Annotated in this window: 21 protein-coding genes and 2 pseudogenes; 6 read left to right on the top strand and 17 right to left on the bottom strand. The window is 39.6% G+C overall.

Features of this window, described 5'->3' with window-relative positions:
• Window positions 1–217 precede the first annotated feature (217 nt).
• The 5 genes from NST05_RS06165 to NST05_RS06185 are packed head-to-tail and all read left to right on the top strand — an operon-like array spanning window position 218 to window position 3,106.
• Window positions 218–910 carry a helix-turn-helix domain-containing protein gene (locus NST05_RS06165; protein WP_010730303.1) on the top strand — a complete coding sequence of 231 codons (693 nt, stop codon included), beginning with the start codon at window positions 218–220 and terminating at the stop codon, window positions 908–910.
• Between the two features lie 2 nt (window positions 911–912).
• Window positions 913–1,047, top strand: a complete 135-nt coding sequence (locus NST05_RS06170; protein ID WP_010730304.1) for a hypothetical protein — start codon at window positions 913–915, stop codon at window positions 1,045–1,047.
• A gap of 4 nt (window positions 1,048–1,051) precedes the next feature.
• A complete protein-coding gene (locus tag NST05_RS06175; protein WP_340742991.1) occupies window positions 1,052–2,467 on the top strand; it encodes a Y-family DNA polymerase in 1,416 nt (471 codons plus the stop codon).
• Window positions 2,464–2,832 carry a hypothetical protein gene (locus tag NST05_RS06180; protein ID WP_039670966.1) on the top strand — a complete coding sequence of 123 codons (369 nt, stop codon included), beginning with the start codon at window positions 2,464–2,466 and terminating at the stop codon, window positions 2,830–2,832. Before NST05_RS06175 ends, NST05_RS06180 begins: the two co-directional genes overlap by 4 nt.
• Entirely contained in the window at window positions 2,819–3,106 is a 288-nt protein-coding gene (locus NST05_RS06185; RefSeq protein WP_003085340.1) for a DUF5960 family protein, read from the top strand. Before NST05_RS06180 ends, NST05_RS06185 begins: the two co-directional genes overlap by 14 nt.
• Window positions 3,107–3,161: 55 nt before the next feature.
• Here the strand turns inward: NST05_RS06185 and NST05_RS06190 are convergent, their stop codons facing one another.
• The 16 genes and pseudogenes from NST05_RS06190 to NST05_RS06260 all read right to left on the bottom strand — a co-directional run bounded on the left by NST05_RS06190 (window position 3,162) and on the right by NST05_RS06260 (window position 22,121).
• Window positions 3,162–3,512: a recombinase family protein gene (locus tag NST05_RS06190; protein WP_039670967.1), complete on the bottom strand. Its 351-nt coding sequence runs from the start codon at window positions 3,510–3,512 to the stop codon at window positions 3,162–3,164.
• Between the two features lie 96 nt (window positions 3,513–3,608).
• On the bottom strand, window positions 3,609–4,292 hold the full coding sequence (locus tag NST05_RS06195) for a DNA/RNA non-specific endonuclease (RefSeq protein ID WP_010730308.1): 684 nt from the start codon (window positions 4,290–4,292) through the stop codon (window positions 3,609–3,611).
• A 230-nt stretch (window positions 4,293–4,522) separates the two neighbouring features.
• On the bottom strand, window positions 4,523–4,804 hold the full coding sequence (locus NST05_RS06200) for a hypothetical protein (RefSeq protein ID WP_010730309.1): 282 nt from the start codon (window positions 4,802–4,804) through the stop codon (window positions 4,523–4,525).
• Window positions 4,805–4,848: 44 nt separating this feature from the next.
• Window positions 4,849–5,244 carry a DUF5945 family protein gene (locus NST05_RS06205; RefSeq protein WP_010730310.1) on the bottom strand — a complete coding sequence of 132 codons (396 nt, stop codon included), beginning with the start codon at window positions 5,242–5,244 and terminating at the stop codon, window positions 4,849–4,851.
• 3 nt (window positions 5,245–5,247) lie between these two features.
• The gene (locus NST05_RS06210; RefSeq protein WP_010730311.1) at window positions 5,248–5,475 is read right to left on the bottom strand and encodes a DUF5965 family protein; all 228 of its coding nucleotides are present in this window, start codon (window positions 5,473–5,475) and stop codon (window positions 5,248–5,250) included.
• A 53-nt stretch (window positions 5,476–5,528) separates the two neighbouring features.
• Window positions 5,529–6,617 (bottom strand): DNA primase, encoded by a 1,089-nt coding sequence (locus NST05_RS06215; RefSeq protein ID WP_340742936.1) that lies wholly within the window; start codon window positions 6,615–6,617, stop codon window positions 5,529–5,531.
• A 38-nt stretch (window positions 6,618–6,655) separates the two neighbouring features.
• The gene (locus tag NST05_RS06220; RefSeq protein ID WP_010730313.1) at window positions 6,656–7,294 is read right to left on the bottom strand and encodes a hypothetical protein; all 639 of its coding nucleotides are present in this window, start codon (window positions 7,292–7,294) and stop codon (window positions 6,656–6,658) included.
• A 110-nt stretch (window positions 7,295–7,404) separates the two neighbouring features.
• Entirely contained in the window at window positions 7,405–7,695 is a 291-nt protein-coding gene (locus NST05_RS06225) for a DUF5966 family protein (protein WP_260224030.1), read from the bottom strand.
• Window positions 7,696–7,709: 14 nt separating this feature from the next.
• Window positions 7,710–8,009: a DUF5962 family protein gene (locus tag NST05_RS06230; protein WP_010730315.1), complete on the bottom strand. Its 300-nt coding sequence runs from the start codon at window positions 8,007–8,009 to the stop codon at window positions 7,710–7,712.
• 69 nt (window positions 8,010–8,078) lie between these two features.
• Window positions 8,079–14,669, bottom strand: coding sequence for a DEAD/DEAH box helicase family protein (locus tag NST05_RS06235; protein ID WP_445684140.1), 6,591 nt, complete (start codon window positions 14,667–14,669; stop codon window positions 8,079–8,081).
• On the bottom strand, window positions 14,608–14,883 hold the full coding sequence (locus tag NST05_RS11085) for a hypothetical protein (protein WP_445684141.1): 276 nt from the start codon (window positions 14,881–14,883) through the stop codon (window positions 14,608–14,610). The genes NST05_RS06235 and NST05_RS11085 overlap by 62 nt, the downstream gene beginning before the upstream one ends.
• Window positions 14,884–14,934: 51 nt before the next feature.
• Complete coding sequence (locus tag NST05_RS06240; protein ID WP_010730317.1) at window positions 14,935–15,486, bottom strand: hypothetical protein; 552 nt, start codon at window positions 15,484–15,486, stop codon at window positions 14,935–14,937.
• Window positions 15,470–15,661: a thrombospondin type 3 repeat-containing protein gene (locus NST05_RS06245; protein WP_003083517.1), complete on the bottom strand. Its 192-nt coding sequence runs from the start codon at window positions 15,659–15,661 to the stop codon at window positions 15,470–15,472. Before NST05_RS06245 ends, NST05_RS06240 begins: the two co-directional genes overlap by 17 nt.
• The gene (locus NST05_RS06250; RefSeq protein WP_340742937.1) at window positions 15,662–20,566 is read right to left on the bottom strand and encodes an SspB-related isopeptide-forming adhesin; all 4,905 of its coding nucleotides are present in this window, start codon (window positions 20,564–20,566) and stop codon (window positions 15,662–15,664) included.
• Between the two features lie 193 nt (window positions 20,567–20,759).
• Window positions 20,760–20,993, bottom strand: a pseudogene (locus tag NST05_RS06255) (HEPN domain-containing protein); the annotation flags it as partial.
• A gap of 123 nt (window positions 20,994–21,116) precedes the next feature.
• Window positions 21,117–22,121 (bottom strand): IS5-like element ISSth7 family transposase, encoded by a 1,005-nt coding sequence (locus NST05_RS06260; protein WP_011681261.1) that lies wholly within the window; start codon window positions 22,119–22,121, stop codon window positions 21,117–21,119.
• Window positions 22,122–22,225: 104 nt separating this feature from the next.
• Between NST05_RS06260 and NST05_RS06265 the strand changes: the two genes are divergently transcribed.
• Window positions 22,226–23,572 carry a tyrosine-type recombinase/integrase gene (locus tag NST05_RS06265; RefSeq protein WP_051673283.1) on the top strand — a complete coding sequence of 449 codons (1,347 nt, stop codon included), beginning with the start codon at window positions 22,226–22,228 and terminating at the stop codon, window positions 23,570–23,572.
• A gap of 148 nt (window positions 23,573–23,720) precedes the next feature.
• Here NST05_RS06265 and NST05_RS06270 read toward each other — a convergent pair.
• Window positions 23,721–25,278, bottom strand: a pseudogene (locus NST05_RS06270) (IS1182 family transposase); the annotation flags it as partial.
• Between the last annotated feature and the right edge of the window lie 319 nt (window positions 25,279–25,597).

A 25,597-nucleotide genomic window follows, 5' to 3' on the forward strand; every position in this document is an offset into this window, starting at 1 on the left:
CACCTCCACAAAAATTTGTAAAAATAATTCAATTATAAACTCCTAACACAATGAAAAAAAACTTTAATATTAGAGTGTTGGTCTTAGACAAGCAATAAATGATTATTTTAAATAAACAAATTTTCTTTGAATCATTAATTAAGAAAGATCAATACTTGCATCTTAAAAATTTTTTGATATAATTGTTGCATAATAAAGCAACAGGGGGGTTTGATTTATGTTTTCTGGTAGCCGTCTTAAAGAACGTAGAATGGAAAAGCAGTATTCTCAATCAGAGTTAGCTAATCTGTTAAAAATCAATAGAGCTTCATACAATAAATGGGAATCTGGTAAATCTGTTCCTAATCAAAAAAATCTTTCTGCCCTTGCAAGAATACTTGATGTTCCAACAACCTATTTTGAATCGGAATACAAGATTGTGAATACTTATCTCCAACTCTCTACAGAAAATCAAGGAAAGATTGATAAGTATGCAGAAGGATTGCTTCAAGCGCAAGAATCACATGATAATGTTATTCCATTGTTTGCTGTGGAAGTATTATCTGATGTTTCACTTTCTGCTGGTCTTGGGGAATCACTCTTTGATGAATACGAGACAGAGACCGTCTATGCTGAGGAAGAACAGTATGGTTATGATATCGCTGCTTGGATTAAAGGAGATTCTATGGAACCCATCTATCTTGATGGTGAAATAGCCCTTATTCGTGCTAGTGGTTTTGATTACGATGGTGCAGTCTACGCCCTATCTTGGAATGATTCTGTCTATATAAAAAAACTTTATCGAGAAGAAAATGGCTTTAGAATGGTGTCACTCAACGATAACTACCCGGATAAATGGATTCCTTATGAAGACAATCCTCGTATCGTGGGGCTTGTTGTGAGCCACTTTATGCCAGTTATAGGAGCCTAAGCATGACAGTTAATGTTAATGAAATGATTTATCTCAAAGACAATCGTATCTATTTTACACCCTATCTCAAAGAGTATGATATTACTGATCATATTCAAGAACTCATGGAACAATTAGAAATGCTTAAAAGAGGATAAGATGATGGGCTATATCGATTATTCAAAAGAACCTCAGTCTGATATAGCTTTCGTTGATATGAAATCATTCTATGCTTCGGTTGAATGTGTGGATAGAGGATTGAATCCCCTCCATACCTCTCTCTGTGTCATGAGTCGAGCAGATAACTCTGGAGGCTTAATTTTAGCCTCTTCTCCCATGTTCAAAAAAGTCTTTGGAAAAAATAATGTTGGACGTGCCTATGATTTACCTTTTGACATCAGCACAAGAAAATTTGACCACTATAATGCTAAACGTCAAGGCTTAGACATATCACCACGCTATATTTCCTATATTGAACATTGGGCTAAGCGAACGCTTATTGTCCCTCCTCGAATGGATCGCTACATCGAAAAAAATATTGACATTCAACATATTTTCCAAGATTATGCGGCTCCTGAAGATATTCTCCCCTACTCCATTGATGAAGGGTTTATTGATTTAACCTCCTCACTCAATTACTTTGTAAGTGATAAACAGATGGATAGAAAAGCAAAATTAGATGTGGTCTCTGCCAAACTACAACATGACATCTGGAAAAAGACTGGTATCTATTCTACCATTGGTATGAGTAACGCTAACCCATTATTGGCCAAACTCGCTCTAGACAATGAAGCCAAGCGTACACCTACCATGCGTGCCAATTGGTCCTACGAAGATGTAGAAACAAAAGTCTGGTCAACCCCTCATCTAACTGATTTTTGGGGAATTGGTTCTAGAACCGAGAAACGCCTTCATAAACTAGGGATTACCTCTATCAAGGAACTAGCCAATAGCAATCCTGATCGATTGAAAAAAGAATTTGGAAAGGTTGGACTCCAGTTGTGGTTTCATGCTAACGGTGTTGACGAGAGTAATGTTCATCAACCCTATAAACCAAAGTCACACGGGCTTGGCAACTCTCAGGTGCTACCTCGTGACTATGTCAAGCAGCGTGATATTGAGATTGTTCTTAGTGAAATGGCTGAACAAGTTGCCATCCGAATGAGGCGAGAACATCAGAAAGCTACTATTGTTTCCATCTTTGTGACCTACTCTAAAACAGAAATGAAACAGCCAATCAACGCTCAAATGAAGATAGAACCTACTAATCATACACGACTGCTTACCGATACCGTGCTAACACTTTTTCGTAAAAAATACACGTCAGGAGCCGTTCGGGGTATTGCAGTCAATTACTCAGGATTTGTCGATGAAAGCTATGCCTTAATCTCATTATTTGATGATATCGAAGCAACCGAAAAAGAAGAAAAGTTACAACAAACTATTGACCATATTAGAGACCAATTCGGTTTTTTAGCGGTTCAAAAAGGAACTGCCCTCTTAGACAGTTCTAGGAATATTGCAAGAAGTAAACTAATAGGAGGCCACTCAGCAGGTGGCTTGGAGGGATTACAATGATTGACCGATCATACTTACCATTTCAATCCGCAAGAGACTATCAAGACGTTAACATGCAAAAGTGGATGGGGTTCTTTTTATCGGAACATACCTCTGCCTTATCAGATGATGATAAGCAAGTCAGCTACCTTTCTGACCTATTGCTGAATCAAAAATTAATGTTACTCAGTCAGAGTTACGCTAATCAATTGACCATACAGGTGACTAGAAGACAGGAAAATGACTATCAAACTATTATCGGAACCATTCCGACTCTTTCAACAAATGAGGTCATTCTAAAAACCAATGACGGACATATCGCTATCGCTTTAGAAGATATTCTAGCTATCACATTAGTTGAGGAGGTCTACCATGAATCAGCTTGACTTTTATAAAAACGAATTACAGATGGACTACTTCAGTGATAATTACCGTAAATTTGAAAGTGACTTCTATCGCTACTCAGCACTTGATACACCACTGACTTTTCTAACAGATGATATCATGTTGGCAATGGCGAAATCTGCTAAAAACTATTTCAAGCTCAATAAAGAAAATGCTAAAGACAATCGTGATCATTATTTCATCTTTGACATAGAAAACCTAAATGATAGTAAATTGACAAAAAAATATGTGTATCAAAAATCCATTTCGAAGTAACAGCATAAAAGGAGCAAGTCAAATAAACTGACTGCTCCTTTTTATTTTAAGACACCTATTTAATAGTCCTATCTATGATGACATTTGCTTCATTGCAGACAAATAACTTTGCACCAAGTGGTTTTAAAATAGTCTCTTCAAAAAAAGCCACACCCAAGTCAGATCTAGTCACTCTATTAGCATTTGTCACTAAAAGATAATCGGCATTAGCTTTCTCAATGTCTTTGATTGCTTTAGTCATTTCTGGCCTATCTTGTATAGGCTGAGTATCGCCAATCACTTCACAATAAATAGCTAACAGTTCTAACTGAAGCTGAGAAGCCCGCTCCACTAATATCTCTTTTTGTTTCTCAATCATATGAGGAACATCAACTGAATATCTAACATAGCCTACACACGTTTTCATCCTCACACCTCCTATACTTTGGTACTATTATAACATTCAGTCTCCGTTTTGACAGCTCAATTATTAAAATTTATTTGGCAAACACTTGAAAATTTATCAAGTTAGACTAGTTATGTCTAAATAATTTGGAATAAACACACAAAATCTTTTATTTTTTTCGTCATTTGTAAGCTCCGATAACGATAAATACTCCCTCTCAAATGCTATCAATATATTTCCAATTGGATAATCTTCTTGCCCTTCTTTGAAAATTGGTTTTACATAATAGAATAGTTCCACTCCCTCTTGCAACCATTTTATTATCTCAGTCTCAAAATATGCCTGTCCACGGATGCTAGTGCCATATGCTCGGTTTATATTTGCATTCTCCCATTGAGGATAGATATTTTTGGGATTATTTTTTGAAAAATTGAAATCCCCCAATTTTGTATAATATTTTAATTGTTTAGCTATTAAATGTCCTCTATGACACCTTTCCGAAAACTCTAAAAATTTTTTATCGTTAACCAATTTTTCCTTGCGTTTTCTGATTTCAGCTTTTTCTCCCTTTATCCAGTAACCTATTTCTTTGTCACAATCCTTCTTCAAAACAATGTAATCATCTTTAGTCGGAATCGTTAAAGATAACTCATAATAATTGTACCCTTCACAAAAATCAATTGAGTTAACTAAAAAACTTCCCTGAAAAATAATCTCTTTTAATTCATCCCTGTTCTTTATCGCTAACTGATCCAATATATCTGTTTCGTTAAATATTTTATTTTTAATTCCCTTCACCATACACTCTCCCTAATTGAAATAAATTAATCCTAGCAGTAATATTGTAACAAAATTAGTTTAAAAAAAAACAAATAGGTGGTAGCGTTGTGACGCTGAAGGCTTTGTTATGAATATGACCATTAATACCAATTCACAAATATTTAATATTGAAGGAACCTCAAATCCAACAGTCTAATATGAATACAAGTTACTACTACATTTTTGCCAAAAACAGAACTTACTTCGAAAATTTATTTCGGTTTCTTTGCCTGCCTAAACTGCTCTATCCGCTTTTCAAGTTGCTCAGTCTTCAGTGTATTCTTAGCTTCAGTAATGGTCTCATCTAATATAGGCTCCTTTGGTATAGTTTTAGGAGACATTTTTTCATCTCGGTTAGTTTGACTTGTAGCGTCAAAAACGACATCCAATAATTGGTTGACCTTATGTAAGTCGGCTTCAGACATTCCTGATAAGCGATGAATGAGTCGTTTAAAACTATCTTGGTTATGCGTTTGCTTTTTGAATAACTTCATCTTCTTTCCCCATAAAAAGCAGCCCTTGTGAGGACTGCTTATACTTACAAGTCATCAATGGCTACTGAAATGGCTTGTAATTTCTTATTTTGCTTATTTTTGTCATCAATCAACTGGTGCAGCTCTTCAATTTTCTTCAGACTTTGACGATTGTCCTCATTATTCTTAGCCATCACATCGGCTAGATGTTTCTTGTAGTCGTTTGTAATGGTTGAGGAGGACACCTCTTTTGGTGTGGATTGCTCTTGAGGTTTTTGCTGTGGAGCCATCTGATTTTTAGACTTTTGTTGTTCCATTTCAAAGGCTGCCACATAATCAACGTCTTCAGCGCCCTCTTGGTTTTCTTTATGAAATAGTGCCGCAATCTTCGCACGTTCTTCTGTGGAAGATGTCGGTGTGTTATCATCTAAGGGTTGGTCAAAGGTCCAATCTTTTGTCATGTGTTATTCCTCATTTCTATTATCTGATGGTTTTAGTTCTTGTTCATCTTGGCCAAAGGCTTGCGTCAATGCTTCATCAAACGTCCAGGGACTATTTTGTTGGCGTTTGATAAAGGCTTGATACATCGCTGTTTGTAATTGACTACGATAGGTTTCTAATTTTTCCGTTTCTTTCGCAACTTTTTCCTCTTGCCTAGCTACTCTTTCGGCTAGGCGTTCAATCACACTCATAGGGTGTCCTCCTTATCACTTTCTAGATTAAGCTAAGAAACTTGATTTTGTTATCACAATTCTAAAGCGGTATTTTTTCTAGGCGGAGAATTGCTTCGGATAACTTGTAACTTGGCAGATTGTATCATGTCCTTTAAAGAATGATTACTATGACCTTTCACAACATCGTTCCAATCTGCTTTAGTTTCCAGTTCCTGTAATGGTGGTAAGTCTGTTTCAATGGGAAGTCCTTTATCAGATAATTTCTGACAAAAGTCTCGCCCTGCTTCATCATTATCAACAGCTAAGGTTAATAACCCTGTGTGCGTCTGAAAGAAAGTAGTCGTCTCTTGTATAGCATGAAGGTAATGCGTTAATCGACTTGGTTTGACAGTATCTAAAAAAGCAAGTTTGCCTTGTTCCTCAGCTGCTAATCGTAATGACTGATACGCAATCACAGAGAGTTTTAGACCTTCCATAGAAACCAAACGAACATCTGATAACTGCTTCTGATGGAGTTGATAATAACTCATCATATCAATCACCGATTCACAAAAGATAAGGCGTTTCGGTTTTCCAATATCAAAGCTCATCCCTATATAGCCATGAGAGTCTTTCATGATTTTCTTGAGGTAACCTCGATCATGTCTCTGATTATCTTTGACAAGCCCTTGAAGACTTGCCCCCTCTAGTTGGCCAAGATGATTGTAACTCTTAAAGACAAGAACTGATTCCTGAAAGGTCTTTGTCTGGTAATGAGCCTGTGCTAATAGACCTTGTCTGCCAAAAGCATTGATAGTGTCATCACTTAAACCACGAATATCATTTAAGTAAGTTCGTGCTTGGTCAAATGGTTCTTCTCTTAGATAATAACGAAAGGGTTGGTAAGTCTCTTCGACTACCTTAGCTTGTTCAAAGTCTCCAGTTTCAAGGTAAGACAAGGCTTTTTTAAAAGACACTCCCGTCATTAACTGAACAAAATCAATCACATCTCCCTGTACGTCACGTGAAAACCATTTAAAGGTATTGGTGTCCGCAAAAATCCGAAAGGAATCGTGTTCTGGATGTTCATAGACTTGTCCTGATAGGTGTTTAAACGAATAACCTAGACTTTCTGCTACGTCTAAAATCGCCTTTTGTTTCACTTTTTCAATTTTTGTCATCTCATCTCCTTATCAAAAAAGCAGAAGATAAACTCCTGCTAGTTGGTCTCACTTGTAGTAGTGCCTTGAATCTTTGGAATGCTTGAATTTACTTCATCAGAAGACTCTTTCAAGTCCTCTAGCTTGCCATTCCAAATGGTTACCTGATTGACAAGGAGTTTATCTGACAATTTGGCATAAGATAGTTTAAGAGAGGTGGTTTCTGTCTGTGTGCTTTTCTGAGCCTTATCACTGACATCTGACACGTAAACAACCTGATAAGACACTTCCGCAAAAGCTTCATTTGCTTCTGTATTGACATAGATATTGGCAGACTCAAAGCGATAATCCAACATATAGTCTTTATAGACCTGGTTGATGGAATCTTCTTGACGAGCTACCTCTTCCTTAAAGGCAGAATCTGTCATATAGGGTTTAATACGGTTGTTATTCTCGCCCAGCTTTTCCTTAGTATAGTATTGGGTGAGGAATTCCTTGACTAACTCATCAGAGAGGACACTTGCCTTCTCTTTTTCTTTCTCTTTGGTCAGTAATTTTTGAGCCTCAGATTGGATTTGTTTCTGCGTGTGATTGGTTACAGACTGAGAACCAATGGTGTAACCCATCATCACCATAAAGCTAGTCACAGCTAAACCACCCAAACCAATCAATAGCCGAGCCTTCATTTTATTTAACATCACTAGTGCTATCTCCTTTTTCCATAAGATAGCACCATCATAACAAGATGGACTTGAAAAAGTTATCACAATAAAGAAAAGGACTACCTAACTTAGGTAATCCCATTTCTCTATGCCATCCGACTTCTAATCACTTTGACTACAAGTCCAAATATAAGTAGCACATTGAAACCAATATAGAAAGTGGTAAAACTCAAAATACCATCGGTGGCTAAATCTTCCACATAGAGGTATCGTTCTGTAAAAAAGAGGTAAAGCCCATAGACTTCTGTGAAAGCTAAAAATCCAATTAATCCAATGACAAATAAGCTTCCAAGCATCCTCGCAATCTGGTAAAGGACAAGTAAAATTAGTCCTGTTGCTGCGATAATCAAAAGACTTTGAATGATTTGTTCTAACATATCTACACCACTTTCTACGTTAATTGCTTACGATAATAATCTGCCTTCCCCTTGTCTAGGTCATCCAGTTGGGCAACTAGGTCAAGATACTCTTCTTTAGTTACTTCATCTAAGTCTGGAAAGTCATTCTCACGAGTGGTGATGATAACTTCTAATTGACCAATAATTTCTCGCTTTGAACAGCTGTAATCAAGGGTTTCATCCTCATACTGCTCCTTTAAGGCTTGATAGTTAGCTCTATCTTCAGGGCTTGTAAAACCTTGTGCTAGCCATTCTTCTAGTTGGTATCTTAATTCTTCTACTGTCTGGGTCATAATCAATTCTCCTTTGATGATTTCTTGACTTCATTTTACCGCGTTCATTATTTTTTGTCAGCCTTTTTCTTAAAAATCAAGCGAAAGTTGTTGGTCGTGTTGCGGTTGGATCGTTTCATTGAACTTAGCTAGGGCTGCATCAATTTCCTCAACCTCTGCTTCTTGTTCAACCAAGGGGGCAAGGATGTCATATTTGGCTTTAACCAGCTGATAATCCTCTTCTTTAGGAAAGACCTTCTCTACTTCAACCCTTGCGACTGCTAGCTTATCTTTCAAATTGTTAGCCATTTCTTCTGTTTTTTCTTGGTCCTCTAGGATATGGTCAATGGCATTAGTAATGCGTTGGATGGTTCCCACATCTGATTTCAAGTCTAAAGAGACAGAATACTGGTTGCTGCCTGAAATGGTTAAAGACACCATATCTGGCAAGGGCTCACTAGGACTTCTGGTTGCCATTTTAAGCTCAAACCCTCTAAAGGTCGCAAGCGTTCTTACTTCTTTGGTTTCCGAACGGTTGTAGGTAATGAGTTTTCGTAGATAGTCTCCAGCTTCTGCACGGTTATCCATCATTTGATTGTCAAACCGCATGATAAAATCTTGTGACTTAGTTGCCAAAGATTGGGCAATATCACGGTCATATTGGCTAAGGCGTTTCTCTAAGACAGGGAGGTTCTGCTCACAGTAGGCAATGGTATGGCGATACTCATCTTTGGAGCGATGAAAGGCACGCTTTTGATTGTCCAATACCGTCAACTCATTCTCTAGTTCCATCTTGAGTTTCAGATAAGGATTACCTGTCGCTAAAGCCTTAAAGTCTGAAGCAGTCATGGTTTGTTCATCAATGTCTTCTGCCGACCGTACTGGGTCTTTAGAGGTCATGATTTGCGTGATGTATTTGAGCTTATTCTCCTGTGTTTGCCAGAGGTAGTTATCAAAGCTCCCTTTCGTAATGTAATGGTAAATATCTACCTCTTGGTGCATATTGCCTTGACGAATTAACCTACCATTGCGTTGAACAATATCAGAGGGCCTCCAGGGAACGTCTAAATGGTGGACTGCTTTCATACGTGATTGGACGTTTAATCCTGTTCCCCCTTTTTCCGTAGAAGCCATGAGAATCCGTACTTCCCCACTATTGACCTTGCGTGATAGAGTGTTTTTCTTGTCATCCGTATTAGCGTCATGGACAAAGGCAATTGCTTCTTTGGGAATCCCTCTATCCACTAAGAGGTCTTTCAATTCATTGTAAACGTCAAAGCCTTCTTCCTTACTTTTAGGGGTGCCAATATCTGAGAAAATCATCTGGGTAGCTTTATCATCTTGTCCCTCACGGTAAATCCGTTCCACGTTATCCACTACTTGAAGAATCTTCTGATTGTCAGACAAGGTGTAAACAGGATCAATGAGACGCATGTCAATGGCTAGTTTTCTGGCTTCTCCTGTAATCTTTAACATGTTATCAACACTAGGGTCAACGCTGCCTGACTTGATAGCGTCTGAACGGTCAACCAACTCTTCAAGGTAGTATTTCTGAGCTTCTGTCAATTCGCTCTCCACTGCAATAACCTTGGCTTCAGGAACATGTAAATCAAGCATATCAGAGGTCTGAATGTCCGCAGTTTCCTTGTAGATTCGCATGAGTTCAGGAAGGTTGACAAATTTCTTGAACCGTTTCTTGGGTTGGTACTTATCTCCTGTCGGGGCTAGTTCCATAGAGTTTTCAATATTCCCAAAAGCCCCAACCCATGAATCAAAATTGGATACCTGGTATCGCTCTAAAACATCAGGTTGAATGTAATTCATCATGGTAAAAAGTTCACTAATAGAGTTAGAAACTGGTGTTCCTGTCGCAAAAACGACATTTCTATCTCCATGCTCTGCCTGAACCTGTCTCACCTTCATCTCCATATCCACGTTCTTTTTTGAAGTGGTATTGGTGATTCCCGCGACATTCCCAAGTCCAGTGATTGGACGAATATTCTTGAAGTGATGAGCCTCATCCACAAAAAGAAAATCAATACCAAGGTTTTCAAATTCGATAAAGGTATCCCGCTCTAGTTTTTGGAGTTCTTCTAGTTGGTGTTCTAATCCCTTAATTGAACGCTCTGCTTCTTTTACGGTATAATCACTGTCACTTCCTAGCTTGATTTCTCTGAGTTGCTCGAGTTTGTCATTGATATAGGTGACCTGTTTTTCACGACTCATCGGTATCTTCTCAAATTGTGAATCCCCAATGACAATGGCATCATAGTCCCCTGTGATAATACGTGATACAAACTGTTTGCGTTTGGCTTTGGCAAAGTCTTTCTTAGTGGTCACATAGACTTTCTTGGTTGGGAAAAATTTCATGATTTCTTGACCAAACTGAGCAGTCAAACTAGAAGGAACCACATAGAGAGGTTTATGCACCATCCCTAATTCTTTCAACTTGAAACCAGCTCCAAGCATGGTCAAGGTTTTTCCAGACCCTACCTCGTGGGCTAATAGGGCACGTTTTTCTTCCACAATCCGTTGAATGGCATTCTTTTGGTGAGGACGTAAGAAAATATTCTGAGCAAGTCCATCAATGGTTAAATGGCTACCATCATAAGTCTTTGATACCGTACGATTATAGAGACTGTTATAGGTGTCTTCAATCATCTGTTGGACTTCTGGATACTTTGCTACAAAATCTTGAAAGAGTTCTTGGAGGTGCGTTTCCTTAGCACGTAGGACCGTTGTTTTCTCTACATCCGTCACATTCTTTTTCTTATCCCCTTCGACAACTTGTTTTGTGATGGTTGGTTGATTGGAATTCAGGAGATTTTCAAAGATTTTTCGACCACTATCATAGCGTGAAGCAGGGACACCTAAACTCCTATCCGTTGCGTTGGAATAGGTGTAGGCAAACTTAGATTGGTAAGTGATAACTCCGTCAATGGGACTGACTTCAAGGACTGTTGCTACTTCTTGGTCTGACAGTTCATAGACTTTCCCCATAAAGGTTTCTTGGGCAAATTTACCATAAACGGCTAGAGGAATCCAACGTGAGCCAATCCGATAATCAATATCAGCTAAGGTCACACGTGGTGGTTTCACGTCTTCTAAGAGGTTTTGATAGTGTTGCCACGGAAAATCAGAATTGTCTTCTTTAATGAGTAAGTCCACGACCTCTAACTTAGTCATCGCATCCCCTGATAAGAAATCCTGCCGAGATACATAGACCACTTCCCTATCGTTTAGATAGCGTTCTGGGTCTGGAATAATAGCATCTCCTAATTCCTCAATCAAAGACGCTTTAGAATCCGTCTGATAAATAGACATCATGTAATCCAAATCGACCCCACGACCATCTGCTAGACTAGAATTGAGAGCGTCAAGGGAAGAAGAAACTGCCATCACTTCCTTTTCAGGACGAACCAAGGCTTTTTCAAAGGCAAGTGACTTGGTATAGATAACTGTCTTCCCACTTGGATCAAGACTTTCATCTTCTAAACTCGCAAGGAGCGAATACTTATCATCACTATCGAAGAGGTTACGGTTTACGGCACTATTTACATAGCCAAAGCGTTTCACAAAACTATCATAGGTGCGATTGAGCTTTCCTAACAAGTGATTGAACTCGTCTTTGTCATAGTTATAGTAGCGCTGTATAGCAATCACCTCTTGGTAGGCGTTCCGAATATCAATCATCCCTTTAATTCGTGCCACTTCTTTCTCAGACAAAGGCGCTTCATAGAAAACAGTCTTTTTGAAATAGCCCTTAAATTGCCCACGTTTAGCGGCTTCTTCGGTCACATACACATCAAGAGCGGTGCTATCAGTCACTTCTAAAGCATTAAAACGGTCAATTTGTTTTTGAGAATGCTTGGTATCCCAATCCTTAAAGTTACCCTCTTCGTCCACATAGTAGCTAATCTCCTCAGTTTTTGTCCCTACACGAATGCCCTTATGATCACGGTAGTAAACCGTAGAATCTTTATAGCCAAAGCTATACTGGTCTAAGCTTTCTCTGATGTCAGAAGGAATCGAGGTATCAATGACTTGTCTTCTCATCACATCAGGACTGATGAAGATATCAGAAGGGTCAACAGTTCTAGGCGCTTTAACCTGTTTAAGAGCCATCTGAACATCTGCTAGCAAATCATCAGAAGTTCCTTTAACAGACAGTGTCCCACCGTTAAAGTTTCTGACTTCATAGCTCCCAAGAACCTGACTGTTGTAGTCCCCATCAAAGTAAGGATTCAGCCAAATACGGTCATCCTTGACATAGCGAATAGAACCTGAAAAAGCTAAATCATCTGCTTGGTAGCCCTTATCCATATGTTTCTGGAAGAACAACATGTCTGTTGTGACATTGGTACCTGCAATGGCCTTAAAGGCGTTATCTGGTAAACGCACACCACCAAGAAAATCAGTCGTCTCACGAATGTCCTGGAGGATGTTTTCTGTCCGTTTGTCCATGGTTCCTGTGGAGGAAATCATAGCCACTTGCCCACCATCATGCACCAAATCAAGGGATTTTTTAACAAAATAATCATGAATCATATAGGGTTTGTCATAGCGACTGTCCGCAATCCTAATATTAGCAAACGGTACATTTGAAAGAACCAAATCAAAGCTATTGTCATTAAAGGCAACAGTCTCAAAGCCCTTTACTTCAATATGGCTATTCGGATGAAGGTGTTTGGCAATAGCTCCTGTAATCGTGTCTAACTCTACACCATACAACTCACTATTTTCTCTCAGGTGTTTAGGCATTGCCGCAAAGAAATTCCCCGTTCCCATAGACGGGTCTAGGATTTTACCACCAGTAAAGCCATCACGTTCTAATTTCTCCCACATCTGACGAATCAAGTGAGGGTCTGTGTAATAAGCTGTCAAAGAAGATTGTTTCATATCTGAATACTCTTTATCGGTGACTAGTGTTTTTAATGCCTCACGTTCCTTAGAAAACTTTGGGTTATGCTCGTCAAAGAACTCGTTAGCTAAGCCTCCCCAGCCCACGTATTTGGCAAGCAGTTCTTGTTCACTTGGTGTGGCTTGACGGTGTTCAGATTCAAGACTTTTCACCAAACGAATAGCAGCAACATTCATATCAACCTTATCCCTTGTTGTCTTAGGGTAAAAGTCTGTTAGATCTTCTGGAAAGTGAAAATCAGTGGCTGGGGGCGTCTTAATGACTTTTGGTTCCAACTCATCTTCTGACAATGCTTCTTCTTGTTTAGCCTCTCTCTTATTTGATGATACAGAAGCCGTCACTTGAGAAACCGGCTCATTTTGTTCTTCCATATCCATAAAGGAAAACAGGTCTAATTCCTGCTGAGTTTCTTCCACTTCCTCCTTTTCTTCGACAGAAGGAACATGAAGAGCTTGAGTGATGTCTTCTAGTGTCCGTAAGAAAAGAACCGGATTTTGTTCAATTACATCTGTGAAATCATTTTGTAATTCAATCCGAATCAGGTTATTAACGCCTGAGTCCTCAATAGCCATTACCTGAAACTCTTGCCCCTTATAAGTCACTCTAGAATCAATCGGATAGCGTTTAAGAGCTTCCTCTACGATAGGATTTTGAGGGATTGATGGAGGCGTGATGATTTCAGTTTCTGTTTGCGATAAGTGTTCTCGCCATTCTCTAAAGGATAGGTCTGATTGGGACAGTTTGTCCCTTTCAAAGGTTCTTGCTTCTTCAAGAGTGAGGTCTTCATGCAAGAAGGCGTAGGCAATGGGTCTTAACTCTTCTAAGTCTAGCTGACTGGTCAAGAAAAATTCTACTTTATCGTGTGACAATCCCATCTGAAGCAATTCTGTCGCAAGGGCTAATTGAGTAACGGTTGCTTTAGGATAGCCCCCTAATAAGGCTAGGTCCGCATTCTTCAAATGAAAACGCCCTGCAGCATCTATCAGTATCCCACGTTGTTGCTCATCAACGTCAGCTAAGCCTATCCCTAAACGAGTCAGTTTTTCGGTATTTTCAGCCAAAATGGTTTGACCCATTTCAGCTAAAATCACTTCTTCTTGAGGTGTTAGGGGACGTTGCAAGTCATAGACTGTCCCATCAGCTTCTAAATAGGTTAAGAGCTCATTGACCTCATAGATTGGTGTCATTTCCATTTCATGGTCAAACTCCCCACGTCTCAGGTTTAGTAGCTTTGGACGGCTATTTCGCACTTGGTCAAAGTGACTTAATATCTCAAATTTTTGAGACAAGTTTAGATGTTCATAAGCTGGTAAATGTTCTGTTTGCCCTGTTCGTAAATCGAGTTGTGATAACTCTTCCTCATCAAGACTTGCAATCATGACAAGCCCTACTTCCCGAAAGGTGATCTCTTGACGAAACTCTGGTATGACAATATTCTCAACAACCTCCTTTTTTTCCTCCAACGTTTCCTGTGTACTTTCTAATTCAGGTTCATAAGTGAGAAGAAACTGTTCAATATCACGGCTAATACGATCAGACAAATTATTGGCCACTCGGTAAACATTGACCAAATTTGCAGCTTTGCTTTTATCCAAAAGAGAAGCTACCGAAATGGACTGATAGGCGCCTTCTTGGTCTAAGAGCTGAAAGCGAGTGGCTAGGTTAAAGAGGGCTACCTCAATCACCAAGGCTTTCTCATCACTGTTTAACTGAGGTAACTTCTTTAAGCCAGCCTGACCAAAGGTCTGTTGCCTCGTCAAAGGGGCTTACCTTGACAAAAGCAGAAACCTCTGTTTCAAAGCGAACCACTTGAACAGGTGAGGTGACTATTCCTCTTTGGGTTGTAAAATTTTGGATAAGGCTATCCCAATCCTCATCAAAATGGACTGCTTGATAGCGTAAAAAGGATTCCAAAAGAATCTGGTCACGTGGCAATCTTGCCCGCAACATCTCAAGTAATTGTTCTTGAGTCATACGTTCCTCCAATTAAAAAAAGGAGCTGAGAGGTATTCTCAGCCCACTGCTTTACTCTAGGACCAAGGCGTTATGGTCTTTTTCTTGTGGCAACTTATCCATCAAAGTTGTCACATACTGTTGTAAGAAATGGCTTTTCTGGTCTAACAAATCCTTCTGCAAAGCGAGATAGGTCACATCTCCAAAATAATCTTGACTCGTTAAAGACAACTCCTTTTGGATAATGCCCTGCAAGGTCTCTAAGGTGAGAGATGAATAATCCTCCTCATTCAAAACCACATACAGAGAAAGGGTCTCAAAAATATTGTTGGACGCAATCACTTCCATAATGAAACTAGCTCCCTCACCTGTTCGATAGAGTTTATCCAAGAGGTCCGTCACTTCTTCTTGAAGCTGTTCCTGATAACCGTCTGCTCTTAGGCGCAGGTCATCACTGACTAAAGACAAGTCATCAATGCCCATAAAGTCTTGATAAAGCCTGTCAAGAAGTGACTTGTTTTTGGTACTCAATTCCATGGCTAAAAAGGCTTTAACCATGTCTTCATAGTTTTCTCGTGCCATCTCAGAAAGGGTTCTAGAAATTGTGTCATAATTCCAAGCCATAGCTTCTCTCCTTACGCTGTTGAATTGGATTCAAGCCTTGTTGGACTTCTTCAAGGTCTGTCAGTCCGTCACTATCCGTATCACTGCTAAAAGGATTCGTCCCTAGAGCTAACTCCTGAGCATCCGTTAGACCATCTTGGTCTGAATCTCTTGTGTAAATGTTTTTGGGTTCCATTTAGTTGTCCTCCATTTTGCGTTTAGAAAGTCCGTAAGCTAGGCCTAAAAGAAGTCCTCCACCGACAAGCGCCAAGAGGGATTGACTCTCTCCTGTATTTGGTAAGACACTTGCTGGAACTGGTGGTTCTTGTGTTGGAATAGGTGGTTGGGGTGGTGTTGGTTGATTCGGAGTTGGTGGCTCTGGTTCAGGGGTAGTTGTTTTAACCGTATTTGAACTGATGGTGTAGCCATTGACAGTATGTAATACGGTATTTTCTACTTCACCTGAAGCGATTCGTTTCATTTGCACGTAAACATCTGCCTGAAACTCAGACTCTTCTGCTAGTTTTTCAAGGAATTCCTGATCAAAACTAATGGTAACTGTCCCTTTTGACGTGTCGACATGTTGTAGCGTGTACTTGGTCACTTCTGTCCCTTTTGGTAAAACCATTCCATCTTTTAGAGTCACATCTACTAAGGTATAAGCCTTGTAAACACCATTATAGTCGTCATGGCTTTCATCGTAATCATCGTCAAAGCGGTACTCGATGAGTGGTGTCGCACGATTACCTGGAATGAGTGCTCCCACCAAACGGTAGTTAAAGACCTGATTCAAGGCAACTTCTTTTCCATCAAGGCTTTTCTCCTTTTGTGATAAATCAATCACCACATCTTTTTGTGGGTCTAGTTTTGGCACATTATTAACCACAGTCTCTGTCACATAAGCCAAACCAAAGTCAATCTGATAAGCGGTGTTTTCATACTTCCCACCAGTCTTTGTCAGCTCATTCTTAATGGTCATTGGAAGGGTCACCACTAAGGTTTGACCAGTTTTAACATAGGTTTCGTAAAAGGCTTGTGGATCATCAGCGCTTAAAACTTGAATGGCTCCTTTGGGTGTGAACTGGCGTTTGGCCATAGCGTCTTGAACCACTTTAGGCGCTTCTGACAATGAGGCATAGGCTTTCACCGAAATCCCTTTGACAAGATTTCCAGCCTTATCCATCACTTGGACACCATCTGCATTGACGCTAAGCGCTTCTTCAGGGTAATCATCTACCATGTAAAAACCTTTGGCAAGAACATCCTCCGTCACTACCAAATCCTTGTACTGACTATAATCAAGAACAATCTTATAATAATTGACGGTATTTGGAAAAACGGTCTTGCCATCAATAGACACGCCTTCTTTATTGGTATTAGTTTTATGTGGTGTTACTTTTGGCACGTGATTCGTTACCGTATTGGTCTCATAGGCTTGTCCAAAGTCTACCTGATAAGCTACATTGTCATAAGACTTGCCTGTATTTGCCATCTCCTCACGGACAGTCATAGGGGTGATGATGGTGATATTTTGACCTTGCGTTACATATGAATCATAAAAGGCTTGTGGATCTTCTGCCATAAAGACTTGGAAGGTTCCTTTAGGCGCAATCTTGCGTTTTGAAAGGGCTGCTTGTAGGTTTTTAGGAGCTTCTGATAAACTAGTGTAGTTTTTTACCGTCACACCTGACACTGCTTTACCATCAGATGTCACAAGTTGAATACTTGCTTCATCTGGTAATAGAGCTTCTTCGGGATAATCATCCACAAAGTAAAACCCTTGTGCAATCTGAGCCTTATCAGCTTTAATGCCACGGTATTGGTCCAAGTCCCATGACAAGGTATAGTGGTTTTGTGAACCGACTACCATAGGTTTGCCATTGATGTCCACCTTATCCTTATTCAGATTTTGTTTTTTTGGTGTTGGGCTTACAAGGGTATTGGTCACCTCATCGGTTTCATAGCCATTGCCAAAATCAACTTGGTAAGCCTTGTTTCGATAGGTTGCAGTTTCCCCATAGAGGTCATCTTTAACCGTCATTTTGGTGAGAAGGTTTAAAGAAGTTCCTGTTTTAACATATTGGTCATAAAAGGCTTGATTGTCATTCGGCATAAAGACTTGGAAAGCCCCTTTAGGAGAAATCTTAGCATGAGCGAGTTTATCTTGAAGGTCTCTAGGCGCTTCTGACAGCGACGCATAAGCATTAACAGTAATCCCTGATACGGCTTTGCCATCAGGAGTGGTGATACCTGTCCCCTTGTCTACTAAGTCCAACACTTCTTCTGGGTAGTCATCTACAAAGAAGAAACCACGAGCAATTGTCTCTTTAGAAGACCTATCGCCTTTATATTGATCTAAATCCCAAGTCAAACGGTAATGATTAGTTGTTCCTAAAGCCACTACCGTATCGTTAATGACCACACCATCTTCATTTTCATTTTTCTTCTGCGGCTCAATACGGCTAGTGGTCGTTCCATCACCAGGCGTTCGCACCGTCACGACATTGGAAGTCACTGTATAGGCATTTGGGGTTCCCTTATTGATGTGGAGCTTATAACTGTTGGAATAGGTTGCCCCATCATTTTGAAGGCTACCATAAAGTTTCGGAGCCACCAGTTGGTAAGACTTGGTGAGGTCTTTGTTGACCTCTTGAAGCAAGGCTTCCTTGGCGGTCAAGGTCACAAAGTTCTTAGCAATATCAAAGCTGAGGGTATAATTTCCGTTTTCTGCCTGCGTTTTTTCCTTGTCAAAAGCATAGCCTGCTGGAAGGTAATCTTCAAAGGTGAGGCTAGTGGTTTTGGCTCGATTTGGAGAAAAAGCGTCTACGGTTAAGGGATAAATGACCGTTGAATCTTTTGCGACCGTTTTGTCATGAAGGTTCACTTGGTCGGTATTGATAACTTCCTTAACAATTTCAGGAGTCGTTGTCAGACGATAGTCGTGGTAATGAACCGTTGGCACTTGTGGTGCTTTTGGTAACGGTTCTGGCGTAGGGGCTTTAGGCAAGGTGACCTTGGTAAGTGCTAGGCTGGGCTGAGTGACTTTCTCTAATGGTTTTTCCTTAAAGCTCACAGGTGGCTCAGGTGTAAAGGTCTTTGGGGTAAAGGTTTTCGGCACAACCTTAAACGGTTCTGGAATTGGCTCTAACTTTGGTGTCACATGTGGTTTTGGACTATAAGGTTTGACCATCCGTGCAACTGGAAGGGTATTTAAGGCAAACCAATAAGAGAGACCAACATTTTGGGGCATATCCCCTTGACCAAAGGTCACTGTATAGGTGTTGCCTGATGTAACCGTTGAGACAATCGCTCCCTTATAGGCATACTTACTATATGACGTATCCCATTCTTCAGGAAGATTTAAATCACTGGCACGATTTGACCCAAGTGAACGAGCTAGGCCTTCGTTAGTCACTTGAATGGTTGAGCCATTGATAGGAACGAACTTACCTGATGTGTCTTTTACATACTCTAAACCGATGTCATTATGGTTGAGTGAGGAATGAGTAAAGACACCTGGTTTTTCCTTGGTGAAGCTCACTTGAGAGCCATCTTCTAAGAAATACTTGGCCTTGACACGAAACTCCATCTTGTCTGTTCGCCAATTGCCTGTCCCATCATTACGGTAGGCAATAAAGCCTTCTGTTGGGTCATTTGGCACGACTAACTGCACGGCATTAGTTCCAGCTGGAGAAACAAGGTTTGTAATGTCATAGGCTACTTTTGTGATTTTCTTACCATCAAAGCGAGCATTTTGAAGATTTTGATAGGTAAAGGAAAGGGTTTCTCCCGTTTTAAAGATGTCATAGACGAAGAAACCAGTAGAATCTAGGATTTTAGAATACCCACCAAGCATTGGGTCACCTTTTGCAACGATACGATTAGGATTTCTGGTATCAGCTGAATGTCGTGCTTGCGGTTCTCCATTATTCAAGTTGAGAGCCTGAGCAAGAGCTTGAGAGATATAGCCTTCCTCTCCTTTTGAAATCTCAGCTAAATCACGTTTATAGCGCTCCATTTCCTTGGTGTTATAGGCGTCAATGGCAGCATTTTCTTTCTTGGCTGCTTTTTCTTTTTCCTTATTACTTTTCGTGATAGCAGCAATCTCAGCTTCACGGTCTGTCATCAATTTTTGTTGGTCTTTATTATAGGCATCAACAGCAGCTTGACCGGCTTTATTTTCATCATCCACTGCTTTTTGTCCAACTTGATTGCGTTTGTCAATTGCTTCATTATCAGCTTTTGCTTTAGCAAGACCCGCTTCATTTTCCTTTTGAGTCACTAAGTTCTTTGCGACAATGGCATCTGCATCTTTTTTATTTGATTCGTATTCAGATAGATTGTCCTTATTTTGCTTATCAATAGCAGCTACCGCAGAGGTATAATCCTGATAGCCTGAAACCGTTGAACCATCTCCTGATGTTACGGTTTGAGTTGTGACGGTCACATTAGCCGACGGATCTTGGTCTTTGATTTTTGAAGCTGTGCTATCTACTGAACTATTCAAGGCCTTTCCTGCTAGAGTGGCTTCTTTATGACTAGCAGCCAACGCATTATTCCCTTGTTCAACACGTGTTTTATCTTGTTCATAAGTCGCTTTATCTGCTTTATAGGTATTGGTCACCTGAGTGATGGCTTCAGCCTGCTTAGCAGCATCCGCTTCCGCCTTATCCAATTGCTTACTGGTCTCACTCGCAGAAGTTGTATTTCCCAAGTCCATAGGTTGGTCTTGAACAGTAGTAACTCCTTCAGCAGTTGCTTGATTGACAGCCTGTGTCACAACATCATGAGGAACCGTAACCGTGATAGCCCCATGTGATTGACCAGTTAACGCAAGACTATCCGTCTGTTCAACAACTGGTGTAGGTTGCGCTTCTGGTAAGTTGGTCGCAGGATTTTCTGTCAACTGAACGGTTTTATCTAGCGAAGGTGTTACCACTTCATCAGCTTGTGCTACTTGGCCACCCCAAGCGACAACAGCCGTCACCATAGTTCCAAGAGCTACCGAACAAAGCGTACGGTACTTCTTACTTTTACGGAAGACGTGTTTTTCTGCTTTTTCCTGATTGACTAAAAAGTGATGATGACATTGTTTGGTCATAAAAAGTCCTTCTTTTCTTTTGATAAGTAGTAACAATCTGTCACTCTCTCCTCATCATAAAAAAGACGACTTGATTTTGGTATCACATCAAAGAAGGACAAAGAAAAAAGCTATCGGCAGCACTACCGATAACCTCTGAAAATTGCTTATAAAAAAAGGGAGGACTGACGCATCAGACCCTCCCAGAACCACTCTATAATGCCAAATTATGGTGAAATACTTCATTTATAATTTTTTGGGTTTCTATCTCATCTATTCCAAAATATTGTAGTTGCATAGCTAGGACAATTTGTTCAAGGAACACTACATCTAGCAAAGACTCATTTATAAATTCTTTATCTAAATTTCCGTGGGCAAAATTATTTCTTTGCTTGCCAATCCTCTCTCCGATTTTAGAATGATCATAAGAGATATTGTTTATTTTATGGGAACCTCTAAAAACACCAGTAGAGCATCTAGAGCGTCAAATTTATCTTTAATCTACAGTTTATTTCTTGTAAATTTTTGTTTGTGAGTCTTACTCAAGGCTATTTCCCAATTTTTGGGCGCACTAAGCCCATGATTTCAACCCTAGTCGTTTAATCTGTTCAAATCGAAAGATGTTATAGAGGAGGTTGGTTAAGGTCACATTTGTCTTTGCCCTATCCATTCCAATCCCTCTAAAGGTACTTCCCTTCATGCTATTTTCAATAAAACCAAAAACATGCTCAACTCGACAACGGACTTTGGCAATATGACGGTTAATGTTCTTGTCAGTATCGGTCAATGGTTTATTTCGGAAAGCACGACGGACGGTATGGTGTTGGCAGTTGTCAGGAACACTTTTCCCCACATAGGCACTATCATCAAATACAGGTTCGTTGGCATCACAAAGAGAAGCTAGAACATTGGAGTCATGTATACTAGCTGTTGTGACGCCATAATCTTTGATTAGCTTTGATTTTCTATCAACACAGACGTGATTTTTATAGCCAAAGTAACGAACACCCCCTTTTTGAGTCCAGCTCCCATCGATATCTTTTTGGCATCGTTTGGCTTTGTTCCAACCTTCTACAGTTTCATGCGCTTTGATTTTCTCGTTTTCCTCACGGGAATTGCGTTGCTTAGGACATTCCACAAATGAAGCATCAACTATTTGACCTGTGTGGGCAATCAAACCTTCGTCCGAGAGTTGAGTATAGAACAAGTCGAATAATTCCTTTTCGCGACCTGATTGAGTCAAGCGATCTCGATAAAGCCAGATAGTTTTTGAATCTGGGACATTATCTTCGTGGCAACCAACGAAACGACGAAAGGATAAGCGATCAAGCAATTGATATTCCATAGCATCGTCAGACAAGTTATGTAATCGTTGAAGTAAAAGGACTTTGAACATCATGAGGTAATCAAGGTGAGGACGACCTCCACGACCAATAACTTTATTCTTGCGAGAAAACAATTCTGATAACAAGGGGAGAAAGAGTTGCCAATCCATGACAGCGTCTAGACGTTCCAATGGATTACCTTTTTCAGTGAGTTTTGACAAGATTTTTTCATCATCAGTAAATAAATGCATCGTGTTTAACCTCGTTTATCGAGTTTTATACTTGTATTTCTATTATCTCATTTTATAGGTTTTTTGAGAAGTTTTTAGAGGTGCCCATTTAAAGAGGTGGGATAATGGAGCAAGTTAAAATAGCTAATATTACTCAAAAGACAACAAGACCTGCAGATAAAACTGGATATATTGAAGTAAAATTTAGAACCTACTTCAATAACCCGTTAATGAATAAACGCAGAGAAATTCTATCTGATTGGTATACTATCGCCAATAAAAAGGATACCTCAGGAAAAATAAAACTATCTCCTCAAATTAAAGCTATTATCCATAAAGAACTTCAAGAGAAAGCCAATAAGGTTTATGAAGAGCTGACTAGAACTATTCTTCTAGAAAAATCAGATATCACGCTTGATGAGGTCTGGAATGAATGGCATAATGAACGAGTTGAAAGACAACTAGTTGCTCCTAAAACATTAGCAGGTGAAGATGGTAGATACCGTAACCATATTACTAAGCAAATCCCTAAGGATTCGATTTTAAAAAATATTCCATCTAGTTTAATCAAAAACTTACTTGATAATCTATATCCTATAGGAAACCATAAAAGACTCGCACAAGGTGTAAAATCCGATTTAACATCAATCTATAAGTTTGCCATTCTTCATGATTACATTTTTCCTGACCAAAATCCAATGCCCTATATAAGTATAGGTAGGAAAGGGCTTTCTGACGAATTAGATCGTTTAAAGAAATCAGATATAGAAGATCAATATCTTGAATCTTGGGAACTCAAAGAAGTATTATCCATTGTTCGTAAGTACAATGAACAGTATGCACGTATTTTTGAATTTCAAGCACTAACCGGAATGCGTATTGGGGAAGTGCTCGGTTTAAAGGAGGAAGCTATTGATTTTAATAAAAATATAGCCTCAGTTATTAGAACTCGTGCTACTCATGGAGGAGCCTCAGAAGATAGCTATGAAGGTAATGTAAAAAACTTACAAAGTTACCGAAATGTCCAATTATCTAAAAGGGCTATCGAAATTCTTAAAGAGGAAATTGAGTTAAATCACCAACATATAAGATTCAATCCTGATTATGAAGATAATGGATGGATTTTCACCTCTAAGAGCATCCATAAACCTGATTACAATGGTACTCCTCTTCATTACAGTGTATTAAACAACTTCCTCAACTCTTCAGAAAATGGTAAACTAAACCGCAATGGAAACCCGAGACGGGCAGGAATCGATATTGACAATAAGCTTAGTTTCAAGAAACATATTACAACTCATATCTTCCGACACACGCATATCAGCTTCTTGGCTGAACAAGGAGTACCTTTAGAGGCTATTCAAGATCGTGTTGGACATTCTAGAGGTAGTCGAGTAACAGAAATTTATTTGCATATCACTAAAAAAACAAAGGATCAAATTATACCTATCCTTGATACTCTTACACAATAAGTGTGGCAAATCTGTGGCAAAACACAAGAAAAAGAGGCTGGGCAAAAACTAGCCAGTAAATAAAAAACACAGATAGATTCAAGCTGATTTTGATGAAATTCAGCCGAACTATCTGTGTTTTTCTTTTTATCTCTATTATCTTGGACTATTTTCTTAGCCAATTTCGTTAGATTCATGCTCATTAGGAGGAATCCTATCTCTGTTTCAACCACTTTTTGTCCTCTGACATGAACTCTGCGCACGCCAAAAACACCCTTCATCCTACCAAATACAGGTTCGACATCCACCTTTCGTTTGGCATAAATGCGGGCTCCCACTTTACTTGTCAACTCATCTTTGACAAGGTTCTTGAAATAGTTCCACGTAGGATTATACTGAATTTGTTTGAGATTTCCTTTTTCCGTCCGTGCTAATTGGTCTAATTCCTCACTAGCTTGTACTGGATCAGCTTCGTAAATCTTAATATCTCTCTCAAATCCATATTTATCCGTTCTTCGTGAATAATTCTTGAATGAATACACAACTCCATCTGGCTTTATCCACTGATCAGAATCTTCTAGATAGGTCCAGTTTTCAGGATTGGCATCACTCTTCTTATAGCTTTTCTTCTGCTCTTTCTGATATGTTCCGTAGGGAATCAGAGGTGTTTTCTCTAGGTCATCAACGATAAAGCTATAATTTTCTTCACTTCCATAACCTGCATCCGCGACAATGTGTTGAAAGAGTTCTAAGGTTTGGATGGATTGAAGAAAAGGCTTGAGTGTACGAGTGTCAGTTGGATTCGGATACAATCCGTAAGCTAAGGCAAACTGGCTGTTTGTACCAAGTTGGAGGTTGTAGCCTGGTTTGAGCTGACCATTCTTCATATGATCTTCTTTCATTCTCATGAATGTTGCATCATGATCCGTTTTAGAGTAGGAGTTTCGCTCTTGTAGAATCTGTTTATCTCGTTCGTACTTCTGTTTCCGAACAAGACAATCCTCTTTCAACTTTCTCTTTAGTTTCTTAATTCTTCTTCGTTTCTGTCTGTTGGCTGAGCCACCTTTAATGACTTTAGGCTCTTGTGAGATAGCTTCTTCCACCTCATCTAGTACTTGTTCAGTTTCTTGTAGGAGTTGTTTGAGCCCCTCGCTAGTGAGGCATTCTTCCTTGGACAAGGCAGTATTCACCCCTTCTTGAACTAGCTTGTCATAAAGGGCAGAAATGTTTCCATTTAAGGCATCTTCATAGCGTTCAACGGCCTTTTTCCACGTGAAGGAATACTTATTGGCATCAGCTTCTACCTTCGTTCCGTCAATGAAGAGAGCCTCATCTTCAATCAATCCATTCTCTCTGAGGAGGAGAGTGAAGTAGATGAAGGCAGTTTTGATGAGCTGATTGGCGTGTGTGCTAGCCCGAAAGCTATTTATGGTACGATAACAGACGTAGGTATCCTGACTCAGCCATTTCATAGGAATAACTTCTTCATTCATCTGAACGATTTTCCGACCAGAGAATACCTGACGAGCATAGGCAAACAGGGTCATTTTGAGCAACATAGCTGGATGAAATGCTGGACGACCAGTATGGGAAGTTTCTTCCAATAGAACGGATTGAGGAATAGTATCCACAAACTGACTAATCAGACGAGCCTCATGCGTTGCAGGTAAGTCCCAAGCAATATTTAATTCCAAACTAAGCTGATTTGTGTTATACTGTTTATACATTTTCATGCCTTTCTAGTTGTTTTGTGATTATTATAATTATAAAGCATGAAGTGGAAAACGAGCAACTCCTAATTGGAACTGCTCGTTTTTTTATTGTGAGAAGCTAGTTTTTGCCCAGCCTCCAAAAGATCTTTCTTTTTGTCATACAAAAAGAAGAAAAAATCTCTCGTATTTTGTTTGTTCATCCACTAAAAATATGCGAACAGTATGGCTTCATTCAATCCTGTTCTTACAAGTCAAAAGCATCGAATCGTCCTTGGACGATTCAACAAAAAAAGTAGTCGTTTTTGGACGACTACTAAGTTCTAAACATTCATTA

The sequence above is a fragment of the Streptococcus sp. FSL E2-3494 genome (assembly GCF_038007085.1).
Lineage (GTDB): Bacteria > Bacillota > Bacilli > Lactobacillales > Streptococcaceae > Streptococcus > Streptococcus thermophilus.